22 protein-coding genes are annotated in these 26012 nt (G+C 73.4%); 10 read left to right on the top strand and 12 right to left on the bottom strand.

Annotated elements, in window-relative coordinates:
• Positions 1-136 precede the first annotated feature (136 nt).
• A complete protein-coding gene (locus ACGFSH_RS28115; protein ID WP_393353400.1) occupies positions 137-1087 on the bottom strand; it encodes an alpha/beta hydrolase family protein in 951 nt (316 codons plus the stop codon).
• 356 nt (positions 1088-1443) lie between these two features.
• Here ACGFSH_RS28115 and ACGFSH_RS28120 point away from each other — a divergent pair, with 356 nt between their 5' ends.
• The 3 genes from ACGFSH_RS28120 (at position 1444) to ACGFSH_RS28130 (ending at position 3825) form a co-directional block, all read left to right on the top strand.
• A complete protein-coding gene (locus ACGFSH_RS28120; protein WP_393353401.1) occupies positions 1444-1668 on the top strand; it encodes a hypothetical protein in 225 nt (74 codons plus the stop codon).
• Between the two features lie 85 nt (positions 1669-1753).
• Positions 1754-2656: a Gfo/Idh/MocA family protein gene (locus tag ACGFSH_RS28125; protein ID WP_393353402.1), complete on the top strand. Its 903-nt coding sequence runs from the start codon at positions 1754-1756 to the stop codon at positions 2654-2656.
• A gap of 68 nt (positions 2657-2724) precedes the next feature.
• The gene (locus tag ACGFSH_RS28130) at positions 2725-3825 is read left to right on the top strand and encodes a PP2C family protein-serine/threonine phosphatase (protein ID WP_393353403.1); all 1101 of its coding nucleotides are present in this window, start codon (positions 2725-2727) and stop codon (positions 3823-3825) included.
• Here the strand turns inward: ACGFSH_RS28130 and ACGFSH_RS28135 are convergent.
• Complete coding sequence (locus ACGFSH_RS28135) at positions 3770-6028, bottom strand: MMPL family transporter (RefSeq protein WP_393353404.1); 2259 nt, start codon at positions 6026-6028, stop codon at positions 3770-3772. The genes ACGFSH_RS28130 and ACGFSH_RS28135 overlap by 56 nt on opposite strands.
• 180 nt (positions 6029-6208) lie before the next feature.
• Here ACGFSH_RS28135 and ACGFSH_RS28140 point away from each other — a divergent pair, with 180 nt between their 5' ends.
• Together ACGFSH_RS28140 and sthA are read left to right on the top strand one after the other, a co-directional pair.
• Positions 6209-6418: a hypothetical protein gene (locus ACGFSH_RS28140; RefSeq protein WP_393353406.1), complete on the top strand. Its 210-nt coding sequence runs from the start codon at positions 6209-6211 to the stop codon at positions 6416-6418.
• Between the two features lie 48 nt (positions 6419-6466).
• Positions 6467-7870, top strand: a complete 1404-nt coding sequence (gene sthA / locus ACGFSH_RS28145; RefSeq protein ID WP_393353407.1) for a Si-specific NAD(P)(+) transhydrogenase — start codon at positions 6467-6469, stop codon at positions 7868-7870.
• Between the two features lie 39 nt (positions 7871-7909).
• On the opposite strand, the gene ACGFSH_RS28150 is transcribed toward sthA, so the two are convergent.
• From ACGFSH_RS28150 to ACGFSH_RS28165, 4 genes are all read right to left on the bottom strand, one after another.
• A complete protein-coding gene (locus ACGFSH_RS28150) occupies positions 7910-8371 on the bottom strand; it encodes a DUF5709 domain-containing protein (protein ID WP_393353409.1) in 462 nt (153 codons plus the stop codon).
• A gap of 301 nt (positions 8372-8672) precedes the next feature.
• Positions 8673-11018, bottom strand: coding sequence for a glycoside hydrolase family 65 protein (locus tag ACGFSH_RS28155; protein WP_393353411.1), 2346 nt, complete (start codon positions 11016-11018; stop codon positions 8673-8675).
• Positions 11015-11767, bottom strand: coding sequence for a beta-phosphoglucomutase family hydrolase (locus ACGFSH_RS28160; RefSeq protein ID WP_393353412.1), 753 nt, complete (start codon positions 11765-11767; stop codon positions 11015-11017). Before ACGFSH_RS28160 ends, ACGFSH_RS28155 begins: the two co-directional genes overlap by 4 nt.
• A gap of 64 nt (positions 11768-11831) precedes the next feature.
• The gene (locus ACGFSH_RS28165; RefSeq protein ID WP_393353413.1) at positions 11832-12227 is read right to left on the bottom strand and encodes a YybH family protein; all 396 of its coding nucleotides are present in this window, start codon (positions 12225-12227) and stop codon (positions 11832-11834) included.
• A gap of 57 nt (positions 12228-12284) precedes the next feature.
• Between ACGFSH_RS28165 and ACGFSH_RS28170 the strand changes: the two genes are divergently transcribed.
• Complete coding sequence (locus ACGFSH_RS28170) at positions 12285-12923, top strand: nucleoside/nucleotide kinase family protein (RefSeq protein WP_393353414.1); 639 nt, start codon at positions 12285-12287, stop codon at positions 12921-12923.
• Positions 12924-12950: 27 nt separating this feature from the next.
• Here ACGFSH_RS28170 and ACGFSH_RS28175 read toward each other — a convergent pair whose 3' ends face one another.
• The 6 genes from ACGFSH_RS28175 to ACGFSH_RS28200 form a co-directional block, all read right to left on the bottom strand.
• Complete coding sequence (locus ACGFSH_RS28175; protein ID WP_393353415.1) at positions 12951-13103, bottom strand: hypothetical protein; 153 nt, start codon at positions 13101-13103, stop codon at positions 12951-12953.
• A gap of 58 nt (positions 13104-13161) precedes the next feature.
• Complete coding sequence (locus tag ACGFSH_RS28180) at positions 13162-14889, bottom strand: hypothetical protein (RefSeq protein ID WP_393353416.1); 1728 nt, start codon at positions 14887-14889, stop codon at positions 13162-13164.
• A 2-nt stretch (positions 14890-14891) separates the two neighbouring features.
• The gene (locus ACGFSH_RS28185; RefSeq protein ID WP_393353418.1) at positions 14892-15800 is read right to left on the bottom strand and encodes a carbohydrate ABC transporter permease; all 909 of its coding nucleotides are present in this window, start codon (positions 15798-15800) and stop codon (positions 14892-14894) included.
• Complete coding sequence (locus ACGFSH_RS28190; RefSeq protein ID WP_393353419.1) at positions 15797-16711, bottom strand: carbohydrate ABC transporter permease; 915 nt, start codon at positions 16709-16711, stop codon at positions 15797-15799. Before ACGFSH_RS28190 ends, ACGFSH_RS28185 begins: the two co-directional genes overlap by 4 nt.
• 117 nt (positions 16712-16828) lie before the next feature.
• Positions 16829-18157 (bottom strand): extracellular solute-binding protein, encoded by a 1329-nt coding sequence (locus ACGFSH_RS28195; RefSeq protein ID WP_393353420.1) that lies wholly within the window; start codon positions 18155-18157, stop codon positions 16829-16831.
• 277 nt (positions 18158-18434) lie between these two features.
• Positions 18435-19568, bottom strand: coding sequence for an ROK family transcriptional regulator (locus ACGFSH_RS28200; protein WP_393353421.1), 1134 nt, complete (start codon positions 19566-19568; stop codon positions 18435-18437).
• A 334-nt stretch (positions 19569-19902) separates the two neighbouring features.
• Here ACGFSH_RS28200 and ACGFSH_RS28205 point away from each other — a divergent pair, with 334 nt between their 5' ends.
• The 4 genes from ACGFSH_RS28205 to ACGFSH_RS28220 all read left to right on the top strand — a co-directional run bounded on the left by ACGFSH_RS28205 (position 19903) and on the right by ACGFSH_RS28220 (position 25705).
• Positions 19903-20811, top strand: coding sequence for an N-acetylglucosamine kinase (locus tag ACGFSH_RS28205; protein ID WP_393353423.1), 909 nt, complete (start codon positions 19903-19905; stop codon positions 20809-20811).
• Positions 20812-21002: 191 nt separating this feature from the next.
• Positions 21003-22919: a phosphatase PAP2 family protein gene (locus tag ACGFSH_RS28210; protein WP_393353425.1), complete on the top strand. Its 1917-nt coding sequence runs from the start codon at positions 21003-21005 to the stop codon at positions 22917-22919.
• A 96-nt stretch (positions 22920-23015) separates the two neighbouring features.
• Positions 23016-24680, top strand: a complete 1665-nt coding sequence (locus ACGFSH_RS28215) for a phospholipid carrier-dependent glycosyltransferase (protein ID WP_393353427.1) — start codon at positions 23016-23018, stop codon at positions 24678-24680.
• A 101-nt stretch (positions 24681-24781) separates the two neighbouring features.
• Positions 24782-25705, top strand: a complete 924-nt coding sequence (locus ACGFSH_RS28220) for a MurR/RpiR family transcriptional regulator (protein ID WP_393353429.1) — start codon at positions 24782-24784, stop codon at positions 25703-25705.
• Positions 25706-26012 lie beyond the last annotated feature (307 nt).

Below are 26012 nucleotides of genomic sequence, written 5' to 3' on the forward strand. Positions count from 1 at the left end.
CGCCGACCGCCGGGCCGGCGTGGGCCGTTGACGTCCGCGACCAGGTGTTTCGTCCTCGACGGCCGGAAGTCTCCCTGTGCGCGTGCCCAACGGCCGCCGCCGTGCCGCGGGCAACGGCACAGCGGCGGACGCCCGTTCAGGACGTGTGCGGGCAGTTGCCCCGGTACTCCTCGATCGTCAGGCCCGGCCGGGGCAGCGGGCACAGGAACTGCTCGTAGCGGGTGTCGTCGTCGATGAAGCGCTTCAGCCACGACACGCTGTACTTCGCGATCGTCGTGTTGGACGAGTTGGGGGTGAAGTGGGTGGCGTTGTTCAGTTCCAGGTAGGCGCGGTCCAGGGAGGACGGCAGGGTCGAGTAGAACGGCTCGGCGTGGGTGGCGACGGGGGCGATCGTGTCGCCGTCGGCGCCGAAGACCAGGGTGGGCGTCCTTACCTCGGGCCAGGTCTTGTCGAGGTTCCACGGGGTGAGCGGGATCGCGGCCCGCAGCGAGGGACGGCTCTTGGCGGCCTCCAGGGTGCCGCCGCCGCCCATCGAGTGGCCCATGACGCCGAGCCGGCCGCTGTCGACGCGGTTGCGCACGGAGCTGACCCGGGTGAGGTGGTCCAGGGCGGCGAGCAGCTGACGTCCGCGGGAGTCGGGCTGGTCCAGCGTGGTGAGGGTGTCGATGGTGAAGACGACGAAGCCCTGTGAGGCCAGCCGCGGGCCGAGCCAGGCGATGGAGGACTGGGTGCCGGTGTAGCCGGGCGCGACGGCGACCGCGCCGAAGGTGCCGTCCGCGGTGCTGGTCGGGTAGTAGATCGTGCCGCCGCCGAAGCCGGTGACGGCGAGCGGGGAGACGGTGGTCTGGGAGACCGCGTAGGGGCCGCGCACCGCTTCGATGCTCGCCGTGGTCGGCGCGGGTCCGCGTTCGTAGGGGTTGTCCGCCGCGTGCGCTCCGGGGCCGCCGAGGGCGGTGAGTCCGACGACGGCCGCGACCGCGGTGGTGAGGGCGGCGAGGCGGCCGGGCCGGCGGTGGGGGCCGCCGGTTGCGGCGGCGGTCCGGCCCGCACGGGGCCGGGGCGCACCGGTGTCTGCTGAGTGCTGCACGAGGAGTCGTCCTCTCTCGGGTCTGCCAGGGTCGGCGAGGTGCCGTCCGGGGTCCGTCGGAGGTCTGCCGCCGGTCTGCCGGTCGGCCGGCCTGCCTGCGGGGTCGGTTCCGTCGGGGCGGGCTCCGCTCCGCCTGGCGTGTGGGGTGTGCCGGTCCGGGCCACGGGCCGGCGGACCCACTGTCCGGCCGGGACGGCTCTTCAGGGACCGGCGAAGTCACCGGTCTTCGGCCCCCTGCGCCGGAGTCCGCCGCCGCGCCGTGCACGGGCCGTGCGCCGGACATGCATCAGCCGGCCGATTCGGAGCACTCGGCAATCTGTCGCCTGCCGGAGAGAGCCTGACGAAAAGAGAACGCCGTGCTCTGGGTCGCCGTACTTCTGCTGCCGCTGGTGTCCGTCCTGCTGGTCTTCATGGACCGGGTGGAGGAGCGCCTGCTGACCCCGGTCGCGGCCAAGCGCCGTCACGCGGGCCGCCGACGGCATCTGCGGCTGATCCCCGGCGGCGCCACTGACACGAAGGCCGTCCGGGCCGAGGACGCGGTGAAGGGTGCGGCGGCGGTCGAAGAGGTCCGGGCGGCCTGAGCGCCGGACGGGATGTACGCGCCGCTCCCGGTGTGCGAGGCTCGCCCGGGGGCGTCGGTCGGCAACGGCAGGGAGAGTCAGCGGTATGCGCATCGGTCTGCTCGGCACCGGACCCTGGGCGGGCATGGTGCACGCCCCCGTCCTCGCCTCCCACGAGGAGCTCGACTTCGTCGGCGTCTGGGGCCGTCGCCCGCAGGCCGCCGGAGAACTCGCGGACCGTCACGGCACGCGCGCCTACGACGACGTCGACGCCCTCCTCGCGGACGTCGACGCGGTGGCCGTCGCCCTGCCGCCGGACGTGCAGGCGCGCCTCGCGGTGCGGGCCGCCGAGGCCGGCCGTCACCTCCTGCTGGACAAACCCGTCGCCGCGACGGTGACGGGCGCGCGGGCCGTGGCGCGGGCCGTCCGGGAGGCCCGGGTGGCCTCGGTCGTCTTCTTCACCACCCGGTTCGTGGCCGAGCCCCGGGCCTGGATCGCCGAACAGGCGGAGGCCGGGGGCTGGTTCACGGCGCACGCCCAGTGGCTCGGGGACGTCTTCCACGAGGAGAGCGACAGTCCGTTCGCCACACCCTGGCGCGGCGAGAAGGGCGCCCTGTGGGACGTGGGCCCGCACGCCCTGTCCGTGCTGCTGCCGGTGCTCGGCGACGTCCGCCGGGTCGCGGCCGCGGCCCACGGTCCCGGCGACACGGTCCTGGCGGTCCTGGACCACGCGAACGGCGCCTCCAGCACCCTGACGCTCAGCCTGACGGCCCCGCCCGCGGCGGCCGGGGCGGCCGTCGAACTGCGCGGCGCCGCCGGGGTGACGCGGCTGCCGCACGGCCGGGCGGACGCCGCCGACGCCCTCGCCCGTGCCGCCGACGAGCTGCTCGCCTCGGTCCGCGACGGCCGCCCCCACCCCTGCGACGCCGCCTTCGGGCTGCGCGTCACGGAGGTGCTGGCCGACGTCGAGGCCGTGCTGGACGAGGGAGCGCACCGGCCCGGCGGCTGACCGACCGCCCCGGCTCCGGACGGACGTCCCGGCGTGCGCCGGCCCGCGCCGGGGTGGAGCGTGGGGGTGTGGGACGACCGGACGGCGAACGGCGGGGCTGGCTGCGGGGCGCGCCGCCGCCGCCCTGGGTGCGGGCGCTGCCGCTCGCGCTGGCGGCGGGCGTCTGCGTGGCCACGCTGGTCAGTCCCGAGCCGCTGGACGTCGGCTTTCTGCTGGGCGCGATCCCGCCGCTGGCCGTGCTGTCGTACGGTCCGGCGGTCACCGCGGTGCTGGGCGTGGCCGTCGTCGTGATGCTGAACGTGCCCGCCTTCCAGCTCGACCGGCCAGGTCAGACCGATGTGCTGACGGTGTCGTTCGTGGCGCTGCTGAGCGTGTTCGTGGCGTTCGTGCGCCACCGGCGCGACCAGCAGCTGGACCTCGAGCGCACGGTCGCCGAGGCGGCGCAGCGGGCCGTGGCGCCGCCGGTGCCGGAGCGGGTCGGGCCGCTGCGGTGCGCGGGTCTGTACCGGGCGGCGCAGCGCGGGACGCTGGTCGGCGGCGACTTCTTCGACGTGCGCGAGAGCCCTCACGGGGTGCGGGCGGTGCTGGGGGACGTGCAGGGGCACGGGCTGGCGGCGGTGGCGACGGTGTCCTCGCTGCTCGGGGCGTTCCGGGAGGCGGTGCTGGACCAGGCGGACCTGGAGGCGGTGGCGGGCCGTCTGGACCGGCGGCTGGTGGTCGACTCGGCGCGGGACACGGCCCCGGAGCTGTTCGCGACGGCCGTCCTGGTGGAGTTCACCCCGGACGCCGGCGCGGTGCGCATCGTCGTCTGCGGGCATCCGCCGCCGGTGCTGCTGCGCGACGGCGCGGCCACGGAGGTGGACGCAGTGCCGTGGACGCCGCTGGGGCTGGGTCTGCCGGGGGCCGCGCCGACCGCCGTCCGGCTGGCGCTGCGCCCCGGCGACCGGCTGTTCCTCGCCTCGGACGGCGTCTCGGAGGCGCGGGACGCCGGCGGTGTGTTCTACCCCTTGCTGGAGCGGCTGCCCGCGCTCGCCGCGGGCGCCGGCCCGGCGGCGACCGCCGACCGGGTCTGGGCGGACGTGCGGCGGTACTCCCCCGCGATCCGCGACGACGTCACGATGCTGGTCCTGGCCCCGCTGAGCGCGGCGGACCCTCGCGAGGGCCGCTGAGGGCCTCCGCGTCGCCCTCGGCGTCGATGTGCGGCAGGATCCGGTCCAGCCACCGGGGCGTCCACCAGGCGTGCGGGCCCAGCAGCGTCATCACGGCGGGCACCATGAGGAGCCGGACGACCGTCGCGTCGATCAGCACGCTGACGGCGAGGCCCAGGCCGAGCATCTTGACGACGATGTTGTCGCTGATGATGAACGCCGAGAACACGCTCACCATGATCAGGGCCGCGCAGGTGATGACGCGGGCGGTGATCTCCAGGGCGTGGGCGACGGAGTCCTTGGCGTCGCCGGTGCGCAGCCACGCCTCGTGGACGCGGGAGAGCAGGAAGATCTCGTAGTCCATGCTGAGGCCGAAGATGATCGCGAACATCATCATCGGCACATAGCTCTCGATGGGCACGTCGCCGTTCACGCCGAGCGCGGGCCCGCCCCAGCCCCACTGGAAGACGGCGACGACGACGCCGTAGGAGGCGGTGATGGACAGGACGTTGAGGACGGCGGCCTTGACGGCGACGAGGAGGCCGCGGAAGACGGCGAGGATGATCAGGAACGCGAGGCCGACGACCACGCAGATGATCAGCGGGAGCCGGCTGGCGACGATGTCGCGGAAGTCGACCTGGGCGGCCGTGGTGCCGGTGACGTAGCCCTTGGCGTCGTAGCCGGAGACCGCGTCGGGCAGGGTTTTGTCCTTGAGCCGGTTCACCAGGCTCGTGGTGGTGGCGTCCTGCGGGGCCTGCGCGGAGTAGACCGTGCCGATCAGCACGTCGCCGTCCTGGGTGGGCGTCAGCGGGGTGACGGTGGCCGCGCCGGGCACGCCGTTCAGCGTCTTCTGCGCCTGCGACTGGAGGTCGGAGCGTTTGTCGGTGGGCACGGACGTCTGGTCGACGACGACGGTGAGGGGGCCGTTGGAGCCGGGGCCGAAGGCGTCGGTCATCAGGTCGTAGGCCCGCCGGTCGGTGAAGGAGGTCGGGTCGGCTCCGTCGCCGATGTGGCCGAGCTGGATGGAGAAGACGGGGATGGCGAGGATCGCGATGACGGCCACTCCGCCGGCGAGGTACTGCCAGGGCCTGCGTTCGACGCGCTTGGCGTAGCGGTGCCAGGTGCCGTGCGGGGTGGCGCCCGGTTCGGCGTCCGTCTCGGCGACGGGTCTGCGCACGTGCCAGCGGTCGATGGTGCGCCCGATGAGCCCGAGCATGGCGGGCACGAGGGTGAGTGCGGCGGCGACGGCGGAGACGACGGTGACGGCGGCCGCGACGCCGAGTTTGCCGATGAAGGACACCCCGGACGCGTACAGGCCGGCCAGCGCGATGATCACGGTGGTGCCGGACACCAGGACGGCGCGGCCGCTGGTGGCGGTGGCGTGGCCGGCCGCCTCGGCGGGGTCGGCGCCGTCGACCAGGTTCTGCCGGTGCCGGGTGATCAGGAAGAGCGCGTAGTCGATGCCGACGCCGAGGCCGATCATGGTGGCGAGGGTCGGCGAGACGGTCGCGAAGGTGAACGCGGCGGCGAGCAGCCCGAGGATCGCCAGCCCGCCGACGACCCCGATCAGGGCGGTGACCAAGGGCAGTCCGGCGGCGATGACACTGCCGAAGCCGATGAGCAGGACGACGATCGCGACCGCGAATCCGATCGCCTCGCTGATGAAGTCGTTGGCCTTGGGCCGGGCGAGTTCGCCGAGCGAACCGCCGTACTCGACGTCTGCGCCTGCCGCCCGCAGCGGCTGGACGGCCTGGTCGACGCCGTGCAGATAGGCGTCGCCGAGGGTGTTGGGCTGCTGGTCGAAGCGGATGGTGATGTAGCCCGTCCTGCCGTCGCTCGACACCGGCCCGACCTTCGTCGGGCTCTGCGAGAGGGGGTTCTGCACCGACAGGACGTGGGGCAGCTTCTGGAGGTCGCCGACGGTGGTGGACATCTGCGAACTCAGCGCGCTCAGGGCCTTCTGGTCGTCGCGCATGACGATCTGGGCGCTGTAGCCGCCGGCCTGCGGGTCGTGCTCCTGGAGGACGTCCAGGCCTTTCTGCGACTGGGTGTCCGAGAGCGCGAAGTTGTCCTCGAACGCGCCGCCGACGGCGCGGTCGGTGACCTGGAGCGCCACGAGGGCGACCAGCCAGGCGAGGATGACGAGGAGAAAGTGACGGGCACACCAGGCGCCGAGCCTGCGCAGCACCCCGCGAGGGGGTTTCCCGGCAGCGGTGGGTTCCATGGGCTGGGCCTTCCTGCCGTGCGGCGGGGCCGCCGCACAGGGACGGGGACGCCCCGACACAGCTCATTACACCCCTGACCGATCTTCGCGGCATCTCGGTCCGGGGTGATCGCGATTGCAGGGTGCGGCTCCAGGATGAATGGTGTTAGTACATTCCTTCGGACGCGAGGAGCCGACATCATGCCGACGTCACAGCCCGGCGCCGCCCGACCCTCCCCGGACGACCGCGCCACCCCGGACGAACTGCTCCACACCCGCACCGGCACCGAGGTCTCCGCGGAGGACATGGTCCTCGCCACGGGACGCGACCTGACGCCGCGCACGCTCGCGTGGGCGCGCCGCAAACTGGACGAGGAGGGCCCCGGAGCGATCGAGAAGCTTCTCCCGTAGCCGTCGCCGCCCTTTCCCGGTCGCCCCCGCCCTGCCAGACTGCGGAGGGTGCCCGACTTCGACATGCTCGTCCTCGGATCAGGTCCCGGCGGCCAGAAGGCCGCCATAGCCGCGGCCAAACTGGGCCGGCGGGTGGCCGTCGTCGACCGCCCCGACATGGTCGGCGGGGTCTCCCTCCACACCGGAACCATTCCCTCCAAGACGTTGCGCGAGGCGGTGCTCTATCTCACCGGCCTCACGCAGCGCGACCTGTACGGACAGAGCTACCGGCTCAAGGAGAACATCACCGTCGCCGACCTGACCGCCCGCACCCAGCACGTGGTCGGGCGCGAGATCGACGTCATCCGCAGCCAGTTGACCCGCAACCACGTCGCCCTGTTCGCCGGCACCGGGCGCTTCGTCGACGACCACACGATCGCCCTGCGCGAGATCACCGGGCAGGAGCGGCTGATCAGCGCCGAGCACATCGTGATCGCCACCGGGACCCGGCCGGCCCGGCCGGACAGCGTGGAGTTCGACGGGCGGACCATCCTCGACTCCGACAACGTGCTGACCGTCGAGCGGGTGCCGCAGTCGATGGTCATCGTCGGCGCCGGCGTGATCGGCATGGAGTACGCCAGCATGTTCGCAGCGCTCGGCAGCAAGGTGACGGTGGTGGAGAAGCGGGCCGGGATGCTCGACATGTGCGACGTCGAGATCGTCGAGTCGCTCAAGTACCATCTGCGCGACCTGGCGGTGGCGTTCCGCTTCGGGGAGACCGTGGCGGCCGTGGAGCGGCATCCGCGGGGCACGCTGACCGTGCTCGAGAGCGGCAAGAAGATCCCGGCGGACGCGGTGATGTACTCGGCGGGCCGCCAGGGCCTGACCGACGGACTCGACCTGGACAAGGCCGGGCTGACGGCCGACCGGCGCGGGCGCATCGAGGTGGACGAGCACTACCGCACGCCGGTCGGGCACATCTACGCCGTCGGTGACGTCATCGGCTTCCCGGCGCTCGCGGCGACGGCGATGGAACAGGGCCGCGCCGCCGCCTACCACGCCTGCGGCGAGCCCGTCGGTCGGATGCACCACCTCCAGCCGATCGGGATCTACACGATCCCGGAGATCAGCTTCGTGGGGCGCACCGAGGACCAGCTCACCGAGGAACGCGTGCCGTTCGAGGTGGGTGTGGCCCGCTACCGCGAGCTGGCCCGCGGGCAGATCATCGGCGACGCGCACGGCATGCTCAAACTGCTGGTCTCCCCCGAGGACCGCACGCTGCTGGGCGTGCACTGCTTCGGCAGCGGGGCGACCGAGCTGATCCACATCGGGCAGTCCGTGATGGGCTGCGGGGGCACCGTGGACTACCTCGTGGACGCCGTGTTCAACTACCCGACGCTCGCGGAGTCGTACAAGGTCGCCGCGCTCGACGCCACCAACCGGCTACGGCAGTTGGACCGGATCGGGGACTGACCGGCCGCCCGGGGACGGGCCGCCCGCTCCTCGGCGATCTCACTCCTCGACGATGTGGACGGCGGCCTCCTCGGCGCCGGCCGCCCCGCCGTCCACGCCCACGTCCCGGGCCACCTCCTCCTTGACGGCGTCGGGGTGGGCGCCCTCGTCGGGAGCGACGAGCCGGCCCGCCCGCCGGTCGCCGGCCTCGGGGTCGAGGGGCTCGCCCTCGCCGCCGGGAAGGTCCCCCACGCCGTCCCCGGCCGGCGCGGTCGTGTCCGGGACCTCCTGGGCGAGCCGCTGGTCCAGGCTCTCGCCCTCGTGCTGCTCGGCGGCGGTGGTGCCGTACTTGGTCACCCCGAGCGGCTTCTCCGGCGGGGAGTAGCCCTCGTCGAGGGTGTCGTCGTAGGTGCGTTCGTCGAGGGCGTCCTGGAGGTCGAGCGGTGCGCCGTCCTCCTGCTCCTCGTTGGTTCCGGTGGGCTGGTAGACGTCGTCGCCCATCGCCTCGGACTCCGTGCCCATGGTGCCTCCTCGCTGGTCGGGCCTCTGTGTTCCCCGTCCGCGTTTCCCGTGCGGCCCGGTCCAATCGCGACACATCTCACCTGCGCGAACAAGGGCGCACCGCGCCCCGCCCGGTCGACCTTCGCGGCTGTAGCCACTCGCCCACCCGGCGTCACCGTGGGCCGGACGCCGGGGGTCTCGGCGGCGGGCGTCGGCCACTCCCCGGTCGCGCACCGGCGGTCCGGCCCGGCGGATCGTGCGGTGGCGCAGGGAGCGGGACGTCCGCGACCGGGCCCCCGGCTCGCGCGGGGCCGGGGAGGGGCTACGAGCGGGTGTGCGGCGCCCGGTGCAGGGGTTGGCGGGGCGTGGTGCGCACCGGTACGGGCGGCAGGGCCCGCACGACGGGTCCGTCGCCGTCCACCCGCAGCGGCTCGCCGTGGTGATGGAGTGTCAGCGGCGGTCCGGACAACAGGGTGTACGTGGCCTTGTCGGGCCCGATCTCCACGTGCAGGCGGCGGCCGAGGAACTGGACGCTGAAGGCCAGCCGGCTCAGCCGCTGCGGCAGCCGGGGCGCGAAGCGCAGGCCCTCGGCGTCGCGGCGCAGCCCGCCGAACCCCGCGACCAGGGCCGTCCAGGTGCCGGCCAGCGAGGCGATGTGCAGTCCGTCGCGGGTGTTGTGCTCCAGGTCGGCCAGGTCCATCAGCGCGGCCTCGGTCGTGTAGTCGAAGGCCAGGTCGAGATGGCCGGCCTGAGCGGCGATCACGGCCTGGCAGCACGCCGAGAGGGAGGAGTCGCGGACCGTCAGCGGCTCGTAGTAGGCGAAGTTGCGGGCGACCTGCTCGTCGTCGAAGTGACTGGCGCAGGTGTACATCGCCAGCACCAGGTCGGCCTGCTTGACGACCTGCTTGCGGTACAGGTCGAAGTAGGGGAAGTGCAGGAGCAGCGGGTACTGGTCGGCCCGGGTGCCGGCGAAGTCCCACTGCTGGTAGCGGGTGAAGCCGGCGTGCTGCTCGTGGACGCCGAGTTCCTGGTTGTAGGGCAGGTGCACGGCCTGCGCGGCGTCGCGCCAGGCCGCGCTCTCCTCCTCGTCGACGCCGAGGCGGCCGGCCTCCTGCGGATGGCGTTCGACGGCGTCGGCCGCGGCGAGGAGGTTCGCCCGCGCCATGAGGTTGGTGTACGTGTTGTCGTCGGCGACCGCGCTGTACTCGTCGGGGCCGGTGACGCCGTCGATGTGGAAGGCGCCGTGTGCGTCGTGATGGCCGAGCGAGCGCCACAACCGGGCTGTCTCCACGAGCAGTTCGACCCCGGTGGAGCGCTCGAAGTCGGTGTCGCCCGTCGCCTCGACGTAGCCCACCACGGCGTGGGCGATGTCGGCGTTGACGTGGAAGGCGGCTGTCCCGGCCGGCCAGTACGCCGAGCCCTCCGACCCCTCGATCGTGCGCCAGGGGAAGGCGGCGCCGCGCAACCCGAGCTGGACGGCCCGCTCGCGCGCCGCGGGCAGCGTGTTCTGACGCCAGCGCAGGGCTTCCGCGACGGCGTCGGGGGCGGTGTAGGTGAGCAGCGGCAGCACGAACGTCTCGGTGTCCCAGAAGGCGTGGCCGTCGTATCCGGAACCGGTCAGCCCCTTGGCGGGGATGGCCCGCTGCTCGGCGCGGGCGCCGGCCTGCAACACGTGGAAGAGGGCGAAGCGGACGGCCTGCTGGATCTCCTCGTCGCCGTCGACCTCGACGTCCGCGCGGGACCAGAAGTCGTCGAGGTAGGCGCGCTGTTCGTCGAGCAGGCCGTCCCAGCCGCTGTGCCCGGCCGCGGCGAGGGCCGCCTCCACCTGGTCGCTCATCGCGGGCCGCGAGCGGGCGCCGGACCAGCCGTGGGCGACCAGCTTCTCCACGCGCAGCCGCTCTCCGGGCTCCAGCACGGAGGTGACGGTGAGCCGGGCGACGTCGACGTTGCTCTCGGCGCTGAGGGTGGTCCGCTCGGGGCCGGTGACGGTGTGGTCGGCGGCCACGGCCACCCGCAGACCGCTGCGCTTCGTGCGGTGCACGAGCCGCAGACGGCGGTCGACCGCCACGTCCTCCTCCGGCTCCAGGGGGGACTTCAGGGCGCGCGCCGCGCGCGGGTCGCCGTTCGGGTCGGGCAGGCTCTCGTTGGTGACCAGCTCGGACTGGATCACCACCCGGGAGCGGCTGCCGACGGCCTCCACCTCGTAGGCGACGGCGGCGACGGCCCGCTGGGAGAGCGAGACCAGGCGCGTCGAGCGGACCCGCACGGTGGATCCGGCGGGAGAGGTCCACTCGCACGTCCGCTCCAGGACGCCCCGGCGCAGGTCGAGCACGCGCTCGTGGCTGACGAGCCGTCCGTAGCGCAGGTCGAACGGCTCGTCGTCGACCAGCAGCCGCAGGATCTTGCCGTTGGTGACGTTGATGACCGTCTGCCCGGACTCCGGGTAGCCGTAGCCGGCCTCGGCGTAGGGCAGCGGGTGCAGTTCGTGGACGCCGTTGAGGTAGGCGCCGGGCAGGCCGTGCGGCTCGCCCTCGTCGAGGTTGCCGCGCCAGCCCACGTGCCCGTTGGACAGCGCGAACACCGACTCGCTCTGGGCGAGGACGTCGAGGTTCAGCTCCGTCTCGCGCACGCACCACGGCTCGACGGCGTAGGACCGTTGGGTGATCACGCGCGCCCTCCCTGCCCGAGGAGGTCCTCGAGATCCTTCACCACGACGTCCGCGCCGTGCGCGTACAGCGCGTCGGTCTGTCCGACCCGGTCAACGCCGACCACGTAGCCGAAGTTCCCCGAGCGGCCCGCGTCCATCCCGGCCAGCGCGTCCTCGAACACGGCCGCGGCCGCCGGGTCGACGCCCAGGTCGCGGGCGGCGGCGAGGAAGGTGTCGGGGTGCGGCTTGCCGGGCAGGTCCCGCTCCGCGGCCACGACGCCGTCGACGCGTACGTCGAAGAGGTCCTCGGCGCCGATCGAGCGCAGCACGTCGCGTGCGTTGGCGCTGGAGGAGACGATCGCCGTGCGCAGGCCCCGCGCGCGGGCGGCTTCGAGGTAGCGCAGGGTGCCGTCGTAGGCCTGGACTCCCTGGGTGCGGATCTTCTCCAGGAGCAGTGCGTTCTTGCGGTTGCCGAGGCCGTGGACGGTTTGTGCGTCAGGCGGGTCGTCGGGGCCGCCCTCCGGCAGGCGGATGTCGCGGGAGGCCAGGAAGGCGCGCACGCCGTCCGCGCGCGGGCGGCCGTCGACGTACTCGTCGTAGTCGTCGCCCGCGTCGAACGGCCGGAAGCCGTCCCCGTCGCGTTCGCGCAGGAAGGCGTCGAACATCTCCTTCCACGCGGCCGCGTGGACGACGGCCGTGCGGGTGACGACCCCGTCGAGGTCGAAGAGACAGGCCTGGATGGCTTCGGGGAGCCCGAGCGTCGTCGTCATACAGGGCCGGTTCCCCGCGATCGCCTCCCTCAACAGTGTGGCGCCCGCCACACCGCCCGGGTGCTCACTCGTGCGGGAACGAGTGGTGCTCGTGCGCGATGAGCCAGCGGCCGCCCTCCTTGCGCAGTCCGAAGGTGAGGCGCAGCCGCAGCGTGGGGTTCTCGGCCAGTTCCTCGGGGGTGCCGCAGCGCAGCAGCGCGTGGGCGTAGGCGACGTCGCGTCCGGCGGTGACGTCGAGGGTGTCGATGTCGAAGCGCGCGCCCTGGGCCTGCCAGGCGAAGAAGGGCGGCCACAGCGCGCGGTAGGCGGCCAGGCCCCGCAGCCCGGCGTGCGGGGGCGGCACGTAGTACAGGACCAGGTCGTCGGCGTGGCCGGCGAGGACGGCCTCGAGGTCACCGCGGCGGACGGCGTCGGCCCAGCGGTCGATCAGGGTGCGGATCTGCGTCTCGTCGTCGGGCAAAGGTGCGTCCTCCTCTCCCTGCGGGTCTCCTCCGGGGAGACTGCGACACTTCGCTGTGTGCTCACTTTCGATGATCTGCTGTGCCGGGCCCGTTCTCTCGCCGGGGGAGGCGGACGCGCTCTGCTCGGCGTGGCGGGCAGTCCCGGCGCGGGCAAGACGACGCTGGCGCGGCGTCTGGTGCGGGAGCTGAACGGGACGGGTGAGCCGTGGGCCGTGCAGGTCCCGATGGACGGGTTCCACCTGGCCGACGCCGAGCTGGACCGGCTCGGCCTGCGGGACCGCAAGGGGGCGCCGGACACGTTCGACGCGGCCGGTTACGCGGCGCTGCTGCGGCGGCTGCGGGAGGAGGCGGGCGGTGAGGACACCGTGTACGCGCCGGGTTTCGAGCGGGTGCTGGAGCAGCCGCTCGCGGGCGCGGTGCCCGTCGCCCCCGCTGTCCGGCTGGTGGTGACCGAGGGCAACTACCTTCTGCTGGGCACGGGCGCGTGGCGGCGGGTGCGGGCCGCGCTGGACGAGGTGTGGTTCTGCGAGAGCGACGAGTCGGAGCGGGTGCGGCGGCTGGTCGCCCGGCACGAGGAGTTCGGCAAGGCGCACGAGGAGGCGGTGGCCTGGGTGCTGCGGAGCGACCAGCGCAACGCCGAGCTGGTGGCGGCGACGCGGGAGCGGGCGGACCTGGTGGTGCCGCTGCCCCTGTGACGAGCGGGACGCGGCCGCTGACGGTGTTCAGCGGTGGGCGGGGCGCAGCGTGGGCTCCCGCCGCTCGCCGTGGGCGTCGTCCGGTCCGGGGACGGCGGTGCAGGCGTCCGTGTGCAGGGTCAGGCCCGCGGCGCGGTGTTCCGCCGACGCGGTGAACGGCTCCTCGGATCCGTGGCGCACCGCGCAGAAGCGCAGGCCGGCCGGCGCGTCCGCGAGCGGGCCGGCCTCCCCGCGGGGATCACGCGGGGGGTGCGGGCCGGCGGGCGCGCAGGGCGACGGTCAGGGTGTGCGGACCCAGTCCGCCGAGGTAGACCCGGTTCCCGGTCGTCGCGTCGGTGCCGCGCACCACGGTGTGGTCCTGGCCCGGGTCGTAGCGCAGCACGTCGCCGCGGTCCGGTCCGGCGAGCGGTCCGCCCGCCTCGACACGGACCTCGATCCCGATCTCGTCGTCCCCGGCCCGGTAGGCGGCCGCTGCGCCCGTCAGGCACCAGCGCCCGTCGCCGGTCGGCACGGCGCCCCGCGGCACGCCGCCCGGCCGGAAGGTCAGTTCGAGGGCCCACGGGACCGGTGGTCCGCCGATGTCGATCCGCAGGTCGGCACCGTCCTCCCGGACGTCCACCGCGACGCGGGTCGTGTGGGTCACCTCGTCCCGGGGGCGGTCCGGGAAGGCCATGGCGGCGGAGAAGCGTCCCTCGTCCCCCATGCGGTAGTCACCGTCGTCGCGTCGCCGGTCCGGCGGCAGCGGCTGGTAGTAGGCGGCCGTGAGGGTCTCGGTGAGCACGTACCGGTCGGCCGCGGGGCGTTCCACGGCGGCGGCGCGGAACGGGCCCAGGTCGAAGAACCCCCGCGAGAGGCGGACCGCGTCGAGGACCGCCTCGCCCGCGAAGAGCCGCAGGAAGGTGGGGTTGCAGGCGAGGCCGGAGCGGACGCGCCGGTGGCCGGGCACGTCGGAGCCGCCGTACACGACCGTGCGCGCGGTGGCGGAGGTGTGCGCGGCGAGGCGCGCGGTGGTGAGGTAGCGGGCGCGAGGCAGCGTCTGCGGGACCGGCGCGGGCAGGACGCGGCACAGGTCCGGGGTGAGGAGCGTCTCGGCGAGCAGGTCGGGGTCGATGCCGCCGGCCTGTGCGAGACGGGCCGCCCGGCTGAAGTCGCCGCGGCCGGTGCGGACCGCCAGGAGCCGGTAGTGCGGCAGGTAGGGGGCCAGCGGGAACGGGCCGTGCTGGTCCTGCCGGCGCGAGTGGACTGTCTCCACCGTGGCGTCCGGCCCGATGAGGTCCAGGGTGGCGGTGAGATGGCGTTCGACGGCGTCGCTGAGATCGGTGCGGCCCAGCACCTCGGCCAGCAGCAGGAGCGAGGGGTTGGACACATGGGCCGCGTAGTTGGCGCTGCGTTCCGCGTACAGGCCGTCCGGGTCGATGTCGACGCCTTCGGCGAGCCACTGCTCGACGCGGGCGAGGAGCCGGTCGTCGGGGAACGACCGGTGCAGCCGGGCCAGGGCCGCGCACAGTTCCCACCGGTGGTTCGGGGTGTGCACGCCGCCGGTGAGGAGGGGGGCGCGGGCCGCGTCGGCGATCTCGGCGAGCGCGGCCGTCACATCGCGCAGCTGCGGTCCCGCGCCGACGGCGAGGACGTGCGCGTCGCACACGTCGTTGACGGTGAACGCGGAGTCCGGCGGCGACTGCACGTTGTCGCCGCCGGCGAAGAGGCCGGTGACGGTCTGCGCGGCCCGCAGGGCGCGCAGGTGGGCGGTCGCGGCGGCGGCGGCCCACGAGCTGCCGTGCAGGGCCGAGTCCGGGGAACGGTAGGCCGCCACCAGGGTCTTCACCCGGCGCGCCAGCACACGGTGGGTGACGCCGGCGGGCGCGTCGTCGGGGCCGGCCGCCAGGGGGGCGGCCGTCCGGTCGGCGGCGCGGGCCGCCGCACAAACGAACTCGCGGTCGAGCTCGCGGTCGAGCGCTGTGGGCACGGTCAGTCCTTCAGTCCGGCGTTGATGTCGGCGCCCATGACGTAGCGCTGGAAGACCAGGAAGACGGCGATCAGCGGGATCATGGAGATGACGGAGGCGCCCAGGAGCACCGACCAGTTGATGTTCTGCGCGCCGACGATGCTCTGGATGCCGATCTGCACGGTGAACTTGTCGGGGTCGTTGAGCATGAGCAGCGGCCAGATGTAGTCGTTCCACCGCCACTGGAAGGACAGGATGGCGAGGGTCAGCATGATGGGCCGGGACACCGGCACCATGATCCTCAGGAAGATGGACAGTTCGCGGGCGCCGTCGATGCGCGCGGCCTCCACGAGTTCGTCGGGAACCGTCAGGAAGAACTGGCGGAACATGAAGCATCCGGTGGCGGTGAGCACGGCCGGGAGGATGATGCCGGCGAAGGAGTTGTAGAGGCCGAGGTTGCGCACGACCAGGAACTCGGGGGCGAGCATGACCTCGCCCGGCAGCATCGTGGTGGCCAGGATGCAGAGGAAGAACGCCTTGAGCCACCGGTTGTCGTACTTGGCCAGGGCGTACCCGGTGCAGCAGCTGACTCCCACCGTGAGGATCGTGGTGATCACGCACACGAGGGCGGTGTTGAGGAAGTACTGGGAGAAGTTGGCGCTGTCCCAGGCCGCCTTGAAGCCCGACAGGGTGGGGTCGTGCGGGACGAGCGTGAGCGGATAGGAGAACAGCTCACTGGCGGGCTTGAGGGAGCTGAGGATGAACCACAGCACCGGCAGCCCGTACAGGCAGGCCAGGATCCACAGCAGGGTCGTCGCGGGCACCGCGCGCCGGAGCCCGCCGCTGCCCGGTGTGCGGGGCCGCTTCTTGGTCTTGGAGACGGACGGTCCGGGATCGGAGTCGACCGGGCGGGGCATGTCTGTGGTTGTCATCGGTTCTCCACCCGCCGGTTGACGAAGAGCTGGACCAGCGCGACGGTCATCAGGATGAGCATGAGCACGAACGACGCGGCGCTCGCGTAGCCGATCTGGCCCCGCTTGAACCCGGTCTCGTAGATGTACTGGACGAGGAGGTTGTTGGACGTTCCGGGTCCGCCGTTGTTGAGGGCGACGAACACCGGGTACTCCTTCATCGCGTTGATCGTGTTGAGCAGGATCACGATGAACGAGGTGGGCGCGATGCTCGGCAGCGTGATGCTGACGAACTGGCGCCACGGGCCGGCGCCGTCGAGCGCGGCCGCCTCGTAGTACGACACCGGGACGTTCTTGATCGCCGCGATGAACAGCAGCATCGAGAAGCCGGTCCAGGCCCAGGAGGCCGCCATCACCACCACGATCAGCGACAGGTCCGCGTTCGACTGCCACGGGACGGCGCTGCCGCCGAGCTTCTCGATGACGTAGTTGACCAGGCCGAAGTTCTCGCCGAACAGCCAGCGCCACAGGACGCCGACGACGATGGGCGACAGCAGCCACGGGATGAAGAAGACGACGCGCGCCACGGACGCGCCCTTGGCGTGCTTGTTCACCACCAGGTTGGCGGCGAGCAGCGACAGCGCGAAGTTCAGCGGCACGAAGAGCACGGCGTACAGCAGGGTCCGGGTGAGCGCGCCGTAGAAGGCGGAGTCCTCGATGAGGTGCTGGTAGTTGTCCAGTCCGGTGAACTGGAACGCTCCCACGCCCGTGTAGTTCGTGAAGGAGTAGACGAGCCCGATCGCCGCCGGCCAGACGAAGAACAGCGAGAAGAGCACGACATTGGCCGCGATGAGGACGAGCGGCGCGAAGACGTAGGTGCCGCGTCGTCGCCTGGGCGGGCTCACGGACACGTCCGGGGCGCGTTTGGTCATCTTCCTGACTCCGTGCTGGTGGGAGGGATCTCGGTGGGCTCGTGCGGGGAGCCCGGCATCGGGTGGGCGCCGGGGCCGGCCGGCGGCGGTTCGGCCCCCGCCGCCCGGCCCCGCGGCCTACGATCCGCCGCCGACCTGCTGGTTGTAGCCGGCCACGATGTTCTCCAGGGCCTTGTCGGCCGACTGCTGGCCGTTGATCGCCTTGCCGAGTTCCGTCTTGGTCGGGTCCTCGGTGAGGCTCTTGCCCTTCAGCACCCAGTTGGTCTGCGCGCCGTTGAAGTAGCCGGAGATCGGCGCGTAGAGCGGGATCTCCTCGTTGTACAGCTTGAACGCCGCCTGCGCCGCCTCGGAGGTGAAGGGGTACTTCGGGTTCAGTCCGCTCTCGACGGGCAGGAAGCCGGACGTCTCGCACAGCACGCGGTAGTGGTCCGGCTCGTACAGCCAGGACATGAACTTGGTCGCGGCGGTCGCGGCGTCGCCGTTGTTGTTGAAGCCGACCATCATGCCGCCGCTGTTGACGTCGCTGGCCTGCACGGGCTGCGCGGGGGTCGGGACGCTGGCCCACTCGAACTTCTTGATGCCCTCCGCGAAGTTGGCGACCTGCCACACGCCGGACCAGAAGGCGACCACGTCACCGCTCTGGAACATGGCCGACGGGTCGGCGCCGCTGGTCCACACCGACTTCGGCATGGTCTTGTCGTCGTTCAGGCCGACGAAGTAGTTCACGGCCTTCTTGGTCGCCTCGTCCACCGAGAACTTGCCGGAGTCGTCGGCGTGGACGTACTTGCCGCCCATCTCGTAGACCATGGCGCGCAGCCGCGAGGGCGACTGGTCGAAGGTGAGGGAGTACTTGGCGCCGGTCTTCTCGCGGACCTTGTTCGCCGCGGCGATGAACTCGGTCCAGGTCCAGGTCTTCGAGGGCGACGTCGGGAAGGGCACCTTGGCCTTCTCGAACAGCGACTTGTTGATGAACATGCCGGACGCGGTGACGTCCGAGGGGATGGACAGCACCTTGCCGGAGGAGTCCTTGGCGAGGAAGTTGGCGTTGATCTTGTTGGTCTTGTCGTCGGCGATGGAGCTGAGGTCGATGAGCTTGGACGACCAGATGGGGTCCAGCGCCGGCACGGCCGCCACGTCGGGCAGGGAGTTGGCCTGGGCGGCGTTCTTCAGCTTCGTCGTGTAGCCGTCGTAGGGGATGTTGACCAGCTTGACGTCGACGCCGGCTTCCTTCTTGTACTGCGCCACCATCTTCTTCCAGCCCGCGTCCTGTCCCGGAACCGTGGAGATCCAGAACGTCAGCGACTTGGAGGTGCCGCCGGAGCCGCCGTCCGAACCGCAGGCGGTCAGCAGCAGGGCTCCTGCCGAGGCCACGGCAGCGAGGGGGACGAGGCGGCGTATGCCGCCGCGGCCGAGTCGGCGGGAGCGCCGCACACCCACAATGGTCATCTTCGATCCCTTTTTTTCGTCATAGGGGACGGAGCACGGCGCCGACCCAGCGGCACGGGTGCATTTTGCAGGAGGTTCGCTCTCCGGGGGCGCGGCCTCGCCCGGCCGCGTCGCCTGTGCGGGTGCGTTCCCCGGCCTGCGGGCCGTCACCGTACGAGCACGCCCTCGTGCGGCTGCCGTGCCTCGTGGTGCACGGGCGGGACGCTCACCCCAAGCCGGTGTCCCGACCGACTTAGAAAGCGCTTGTCCGGACATTGGCAGACCGAGTCGGAACCCGTCAATCCTCAGCCCGCGCGGTCTGGGTCACGGTTTGGACTCCCCGGGCGACCGCGAGCCGTGCCGCGCCCGCCACGGTGCCGGAATCCCCGACCGTGCTGCTGACCACCTCGGTGGGCCAGCTCAGCCGTGCCAGTTCGGTCCGCACCCCGGGCAGGAGCTGGGGATCCGCGCCGGTGGAGCCCCCCAGCACGATCAGTCCGGGGTCCAGCACGGCGGTCACGGCGGCGGCCAGCCGGCCGACGTCCGCCGCGTGCCGCGCGACCACGGCACGGGCGGGCCGCACACCCTGCCCGGCCAGGGCGAAGAGCCGGTCGGTGGTGCGCGGGCAAGGGCCGTCGGAGGGCTGCCAGGCCGCGCCGGCCCGGCGCAGCAGCGAGCGGGCGCCGATGTACTCCTCCAGGGCCTCCTGGCGCGGCTCCCGGCCGTCGTCCCAGGGGTAGGGCAGCCGCGCCAGCTCGCCGGCGGCGCCGTTGGAGCCGCGCAGCACCTGTCCCGCGACGACGATGCCCAGACCGACGCCGACGCCGATCCGCAGATAGCCGAAGGTGTGGCGGCCCCGGGCGGCGCCCTCGTGCAGTTCCGCGAGGGCCGCGCAGTTGACGTTGTTCTCCAGATGGACGGGGACGCCGGGCGGCAGCGCCACGGCCATGGCGTCGTAGACCGGCCCCGCCTTGGCGGTGGCGGGCCGCATGCCGCTGCCCCGCCGGTCGGGCGCGAGGACGTCGCCCACCGCGACGACGATGGAGCGCAGCGGGACGCCCTCGGGCAGCGCGCCGAGGGCCTCGCGCACGGCGTCGGCGGCGTCCTCGCGGGAGGCGGCGGCCTCGGCGAGCAGGGTTCCGTCCAGGGCGCAGCCCCGGACCCGGGTGAGGGCGGGACCGAGGTCGACGGCGAGCACGGCGCCGGCGGCCGGGCCGAGGCAGTAGACGGCGGCGGAGCGGCCGGTGCCGCTGGAGGCGGTGCCGGAGCGGGCGGCGAGCCGGGCGCCCTCCAGCTCGGCGACGGCGGAGGACACCGTCGGTTTGGACAGTCCCGCCAGGCTCGCGAGCTGGGGCCGGGTCGCGCTTCCCGCCTGGGCCAGCACGGCGAATACGGCGCTCGCGCTCTCGGTCAGGCGGGGGGCTTCAACCACGTCGAGTTCCACAGATTCCCCCAACGGGTACGGGGCCGCGCGCCCGGCCGAGGATCTCGGCGGGCCGGCGGCGATGGGATGCACCGACGTCGCGCGTTCCCGCCCCGCGGCGGCCGCGGAAGGCCGCCCGGTGGTCGAGTGCGCGATTGCTCTTGACGCACTGTACTTCGTTAGTTAACTTCCTAACGAACTTCACGGTATACGCCTGCCGTGCTTCGTCAGAGGCCCGTCCCGGGGCCTCCCTAGTTCATCAGGTCAGCAGTTCAGGTCACTCCCGCGTGGTCACGGTTCGCCCGCCGTCGCAGCTTTCCGGCGTATCGACGAAAGAGGATCCGTGCAGGACTCTCCCCCTTCGGGCCCCCTCGTGGTCGGCATCGACGTGGGCGGCACCAAGACGCATCTGCGCGCCGTCACGGGCGAGGGCGTCGTGGCCGACCACGTCCGCGCCACCAGCGGCTGGCGGCCGCACGAGCCGGCGGCCGCGGCGGGCCGGCTGGCCGCTCTCGTCCGCGAGGCCCTTCCCCCGGGCGCGCTCCCCTCGGCGGTCGCCGTGGGGGCGCACGCCTGTGAGACGCCCGCGCAGTGCGCGCGGATCCGCGTCGCGCTGCGCGAACGGCTCGGGGTCCCCGTACGGGTCGTGGGCGACGCCGAACTGCTCGTTCCGGCCGCGGGCCTGGACAAGGGCGTCGGCCTGGTGGCCGGCACCGGCTCGGTGGCGGTGGGCAGGCTGCCCGACGGCACCGTCGTCCAGGTGGGCGGCTGGGGCGCGGTCCTCGGCGACGAGGGCGGCGGCGCCGGTCTCGTCCGCGAGGCGGCCCGCGCCGTGTGGGCCGCGCACGACCGGGGCGAGGAACCCGACGCCCTCGCGCTCGGTCTGCTCGGCTCGTTCGGCGTGTCCGAGGTGCCGGCGCTGGGCGCGGCGCTGGAGAGCGCCACGGACGTCTCCGCCGAGTGGGGGCGGCACGCTCCCGTCGTCTTCACGGCGGCCGCCGAGGGCTCCGCGCTCGCCGGCGCCGTGATCGGCGACGCCGCCCGTGCGCTCGCCGCACTCGTCGCCGCACTCGCCGCGCGCGGGGTCCCGGTCGACGACGTGGTCGTGGCGGGCGGCACCGTCCTCGGCCGGCCCGCCCTGTACGACGCGTTCACCGCGGCCCTCGCCGACGCCCTGCCGGGAGCGCGGCCCCGGCCGCTGACCGCGCCGCCCGTCGAGGGCGCGGTGGCGCTGGCCCGTTCGCTGCTGTGAGCGGACGGCCGCACGTTCATCTCGGCGTCACGCACCGGTCGCCGGGTCCTCGCGCAGACGACGCGACCCGGCCGTAGATCTTCGCTCAGGCGCGTCATGCGGCTCACCGGCCGGCACCGGCCGGACGGGCGGACATGCGCGCACCTCCTTCCTCCGGCCGCACGGCCGGAGAACTCGAGAGAGGCACATCCATGCCGTCGTCCGCCGGGCTCCCCACCCCCACGGCCGTGAACCGCAGGCGCTTTCTGAAGACCTCCCTGGGAGGCCCGGCCGCCCTGGTCGCCGCGCCGACGCTGGTGTCGTGGCTGGGAGCCGCCGACGCCAAGGCCGCCACCGCTCCGCTCGCGTTCGTCGACGACTACAAGACGAACGTCTCCGCCAACCTGACGCCCGAGACCAACGCCGTGGTGCGCGCCCTCGGCGGATTCGCCCGGGTGTGGAAGACCGGCTCCGCCTGGAACACGGGCACGCCCCTGCGGCCCGACATCCTGCGCGCCAACGTGCGCTACTGCGTCGCGGTCACGCGGGCCCGCACCGAGGCGCAGGGCAGGGAGGCCTTCGTCTACGACCGCCAGCACCAGAGCTACGCGATGATCGGCGGCCTGGGCCCGCTGGCGGACCTCTACCGGACCGGCGCCAAGGCGGTCACGTCCATCACCCGCGCGCCGGACACCGTCCCCGCCACCAAGATCGACGACGCCGTGCCCGCCGACGCGCCCGCCGGCTCCGCGCTGGGCGCCGGCTCGTACGACTCCGAACTCGGCCTGGTGGCCAGGCTCGTGGACACCGTGCGGGGCAACTTCGCCTCGGGCAACCCGAGCAAGTACGCCTACCAGTACCCGCGGCCGTGGCGCATGAACGAGCACAGCCAGGTCGTCGACACCGGCAGGACCGACGCGCTCGGCTACCCCGTCTACGACTCCCAGGTGGTCGTCGTCCCGCAGCTGCTGCGCCAGCGCAGCACCTCTCCCACCGACGACGGCGGTTTCCCCAGCGGGCACACCAACGCCTTCCACCTGGCGTCGCTGGCCTACGCGTACGCCGTCCCCGAGCGGTTCCAGGAGCTGGTGACGCGCGCCCTGCACCTCAGCCACACCCGGATCGTCTCCGGCATGCACTCCACCGTCGACGTGCTGGGCGGCCGCGTCATGGCCACCGCGCTGGCCGCCGCCACGCTCGCCGACCCGGCCAACGCCGAACTGAAGGCGGCCGCGCGGGCCCAGGCCCTGGCCTACTTCACGCGGGCGACCGGCACGACCCCGGACACCCTGTTCGCGTACGCGCACTCCGACGCCGGGGACGAGTACGGCGACCGCGAGGCCAACGCCCGCGCGATCGCGCCCCGGCTCACCTACGTCCTGCCGCGGGAGGGACGCAAGGAGCCCCTGACCGTGCCCAAGGGCGCCGAGGTGCTGCTGGAGACGCGGCAGCCGTACCTCAGCGCGGCCCAGCGCCGCGACGTGCTGCGCACGACGGCGCTGCCCTCCGGCTACGTCCTGCTGGACGGCTTCGAGCAGTGGGGGCGGCTCGACCTGTTCTCGGCGGCCGACGGCTACGGCTCCTTCGACCGCGACGTGACGGTCACCCTGGACGCGGCCCGGGGCGGCTTCCACGCGGCCGACGCCTGGCGCAACGACATCGACGGCCCGGGCGCTCTGACCAAGCGCGGGTCCGGCACGCTCACCCTGACCGGCCACAACCGCTACCACGGCGGCACCGTGCTGGAGGCGGGCGTGCTCGTCGCCGGGCACGCGAACGCGCTCGGCCAGGGCGATGTGCGGCTCACCGGCGGCACGCTGCGCGCGCGGACGCCCGTGCGGGTGCGCGGCGCGTGGGTGCAGGAGGCCGGCGCGGTGCTGGACCTGACGCTGCGCGGACACCACGGGCCCGCCGTCGCCGTCTCCGGCCGGGTGCGGCTGGACCGCGGCGCGGTGCTGTCGCTGCGGCTGGACGACGAGCGGCCCCCGGCCGCGGGGACGCTCGTCCCGGTGATCGCCGCCTCGGCGTTGCGCGGGCAGTTCGACCGTGTTGAGCTGAACTCCGACCGGCTGCGGGCCGTACCCGTGTACACGGCGGACGGTCTGTCGGTACGACTTCTGAAGCGGTGACGCCCCGCGCGGCGGGAGCCGGCGTGCGGCGGGCCCCTGCGGGCCCGGCGCGCGGCGCTCCCGCCGCCGCCCGGCGGTGCGACCGCGGGGCGGACGATGGCGCGCGCACACGCACCGCACAGGGAGCAGGAGAGCACCTCCGGCGCGAGGGCGAGACCGCCCGCGCCGGCGGGCCGCCGGCGACTGCTCGTCCCGCTCCTCGCGGCCGTGCTGCTCGCCCAGATGGCGTTCGCGATGGTCACCGCCGCGGTGCAGCAGACGCCGACCATCGACGAACCGGTGTACGTGGCCACGGCGGCCGAGTACCTGCACGAGCACCGGGTGCGCCACAACCCGGAGCACCCGCCGCTCGGCAAGCTGGTCGTCGCGGCGGGCGTCGCCCTCGCCCATCCGCACGTCGGCGCCCCCTTCACGGGCGCCCAGGAGGACGCGGGCCGCCGTCTGCTGTACGAGTCCGGCAACGATCCCGGGCGGCTGATGCTGTGGGCCAGACTGCCCGTGATCGCCCTGACGCTGGCGTTCGGCCTGGTGGTGTTCGCCTTCGCCCGCGACCTGGCCGGCCCCGTCGCGGCGCTCACCGCGCTCGCCCTTTACACCCTGTCCCCCGACGTCGTCGCCCACGGCTCGCTGGCCACGCTGGACGTGCCCGCCGCGGGCTTCCTGCTGACCTCGGCGTGGCTGCTGTGGCGGGCCCGGCACGGCAGGCCGCGCCTGTGCCTCGCGGCGGCGGGCGTGGCGCTGGGCGCGGCGCTGGCCACGAAGATGAGCACCCTGCCCGCGGTACCGGTGCTGGCCGCCCTGGCGGCGCTGTCGGTGTGGGCCCGCCGCCCGCGCGACGTCCGCAGGGCCCTGCTGGGGGCGGGGGCCGTGACGGTGACCGCGGTGGCCGTCGTCTGGGCGGCGTATCTCGCGGTGGACCCGCGGCTGCGCTGGGACCCGCACGTGACGCACGTGCCCGTGGTGCACGGCCTGCGCGGGCTCCTCGTCCGGGCGCTGCCCTTCCCGGCGGCGTACCGGGACGGCATGCGGGTCCAGTTCGGCCTGGAGAACCAGGCCTGGCAGGGCTTCCTCTTCGGGCATCTGTACTCCGGGGCGCGGTGGTACTACCTGCCGGTCGCCCTCGTCGTGAAGACCCCGCTCGGCATGCTCGCCCTGTGGGCGGCGGGGGCGGTCGCGACGGTCGCGGTGCGCCGGCTGCGGCCCGCGGCGCCGTACGTGCTGGCGCCGGCCGCCGTGCTGCTCGCGTCGGCCATGTCCGGCTCCCGGGACCTGGGCACCCGGTACGCCGTCTTCCTGCCGATGTTCCTCGCGGTGGCCGCGGGCTGCGTCCCGACGGTGCGGCGGCGGTGGACGCCGGTGGCGACGGCGGCCCTGGTCGCGTTCGTCGCCGTCAGTTCCCTGCGGACCTTCCCCTACTACCTGCCGTACTCCAACGAGGCGTTCGGCGGGCCGGCCAGGACGCATCTGCGGCTGCACGACTCCAACGTGGACTGGGGCCAGGACCTGGGGCGGCTGGCGGACCGGCTGCGCGAGCGGTACCCGGGCGAGCGGGTGTGGCTCGTGTACAAGGGCAGCGGGCTGCCCGGCCACTACGGGATCGAGGCCTCGGATCCGCGCCGGGCGCCCGCGCGCGAGGTGCACGGGTTGCTGGTCGTCTCGGACTCGGCCGCCGCCACGGCGCGGGGCCGGCTGGCGGCGCTGCTCCGCTCCAGCACGGCGGTCGACGAGGTCGGGCACTCGATCACCCTGTACCGGCGGTAAGCCGCGTTCAGCGGGGGTGCGCGGAGGCCGAGTTCGTCCTCCGTGCCGGGCCCGCGCGCTGAGCTATGTTGAGCCTCGTGGAAGACAAAGGAGGCGCACCGGTGCCATCGCCGCAGCAGGCACGCGCACAGGCGTCAGCGATCACCTCGGGCAGAACCGGTCCGGAGACGGAGGTGTCCCCGACCTCCCGGCTCAGGACCCTCTTCGACGGCCCGCGGCTGTCTCCGGGACAACGGCGGATCGCCCAGTACCTGATCGAGAACATCACCGAGGCGGCGTTCCTGTCGATCACCGACCTCGCGGAGCGGGTCGGCGTCAGCCAGCCCTCGGTGACCCGGTTCGCCGCGGCGGTCGGGTTCAGCGGGTACCCCGCGCTGCGCGAGAGGCTCCAGTCGATCGCCCTGGGCGCGCTGGCCGGCGGCCCCGCGGCGGCCGAGGTGAACCGGAGCAACGAGCTCCAGGCGGCGGTGGACGCCGAGATCGAGAACCTGGAGAACCTGCGGCGCGACTTCGCCGACCCGGACCGGGTCATCGACGTGGGCCGCCAGTTGTCCCAGTCGACGCCGCTGACCGTGCTGGGGCTGCGCATCTCGGCCTCGCTGGCCGAGTACTTCGCCTATGCCGCCCGCCGGGTCCATCCGGACGTCCGGCTGGTGACCCGCGGCGGCAGCGTCGCCTACGACGCGCTGTTGCAGTCCCGGGAGGCGGGCGGCACCTGGGTGCTGGCGTTCTCGATGCCCCGGCACGCGCAGGAGACGCTGACGGCCGTGCGGGTCGCGCACAGCGCGGGTCTCAAGGTCGCGCTGATCACCGACCTGGCGCTGGGGCCGATGGCCGACGAGGCCGACGCCACGTTCGCCACCGGGACCGGGTCCCGGCTGGTCTTCGACTCCTACGCCGCGCCCGGCGTGATGGCGGCCGCCCTGCTCCAGGCCATGACGGACGCGGGCCCGGAGCGCACCCAGGCCCGGCTGGAGGAGTACGAGCAGATCGCCGAGCAGCACCAGTTCTTCCTGAGGGAATGACCGCCCGACGCCCTCGGCACCTCCTGCAAGCCCCCGCGCCCCGCTGATCGCCCGCGGCCGCACGAGACCGTCCACGACCACCCCCCTGCCAAGAAAAACACCAAAGGGACCACTGCGGACATTTCGCGCATGAATGTTTTCATACGTCTTGCAAAGGAGACGGCATATATAAATACTGCAGACGGCCGCACCCGCCCGCCAAGGGCTCCTGTACGGGCACCCGAAAGCCGCCGTCCCCTACCCACGTCGGCGCCCAGGGTGTTCGGGGCATCGCTTGCGCGAGCGCCCGTGGCGGCCCCGGTCTTCC

Origin of the sequence: Streptomyces sp. NPDC048481 (assembly GCF_043200075.1) — a bacterium.
GTDB lineage: Bacteria > Actinomycetota > Actinomycetes > Streptomycetales > Streptomycetaceae > Streptomyces.

Bases quoted from the DNA above. Each gene is read 5' to 3' on its own strand.
- ACGFSH_RS28185 (WP_393353418.1), bottom strand. From the start codon at position 15,800: ATGACAACCACAGACATGCCCCGCCCGGTCGACTCCGATCCCGGACCG.
- ACGFSH_RS28150 (WP_393353409.1), bottom strand. From the start codon at position 8,371: ATGGGCACGGAGTCCGAGGCGATGGGCGACGACGTCTACCAGCCCACC.
- ACGFSH_RS28190 (WP_393353419.1), bottom strand. From the start codon at position 16,711: ATGACCAAACGCGCCCCGGACGTGTCCGTGAGCCCGCCCAGGCGACGA.
- ACGFSH_RS28135 (WP_393353404.1), bottom strand. From the start codon at position 6,028: ATGGAACCCACCGCTGCCGGGAAACCCCCTCGCGGGGTGCTGCGCAGG.
- ACGFSH_RS28160 (WP_393353412.1), bottom strand. From the start codon at position 11,767: ATGACGACGACGCTCGGGCTCCCCGAAGCCATCCAGGCCTGTCTCTTC.
- ACGFSH_RS28195 (WP_393353420.1), bottom strand. From the start codon at position 18,157: ATGACCATTGTGGGTGTGCGGCGCTCCCGCCGACTCGGCCGCGGCGGC.
- ACGFSH_RS28215 (WP_393353427.1), top strand. From the start codon at position 23,016: ATGGCGCGCGCACACGCACCGCACAGGGAGCAGGAGAGCACCTCCGGC.
- ACGFSH_RS28140 (WP_393353406.1), top strand. From the start codon at position 6,209: ATGCCGACGTCACAGCCCGGCGCCGCCCGACCCTCCCCGGACGACCGC.
- ACGFSH_RS28210 (WP_393353425.1), top strand. From the start codon at position 21,003: ATGCCGTCGTCCGCCGGGCTCCCCACCCCCACGGCCGTGAACCGCAGG.
- ACGFSH_RS28125 (WP_393353402.1), top strand. From the start codon at position 1,754: ATGCGCATCGGTCTGCTCGGCACCGGACCCTGGGCGGGCATGGTGCAC.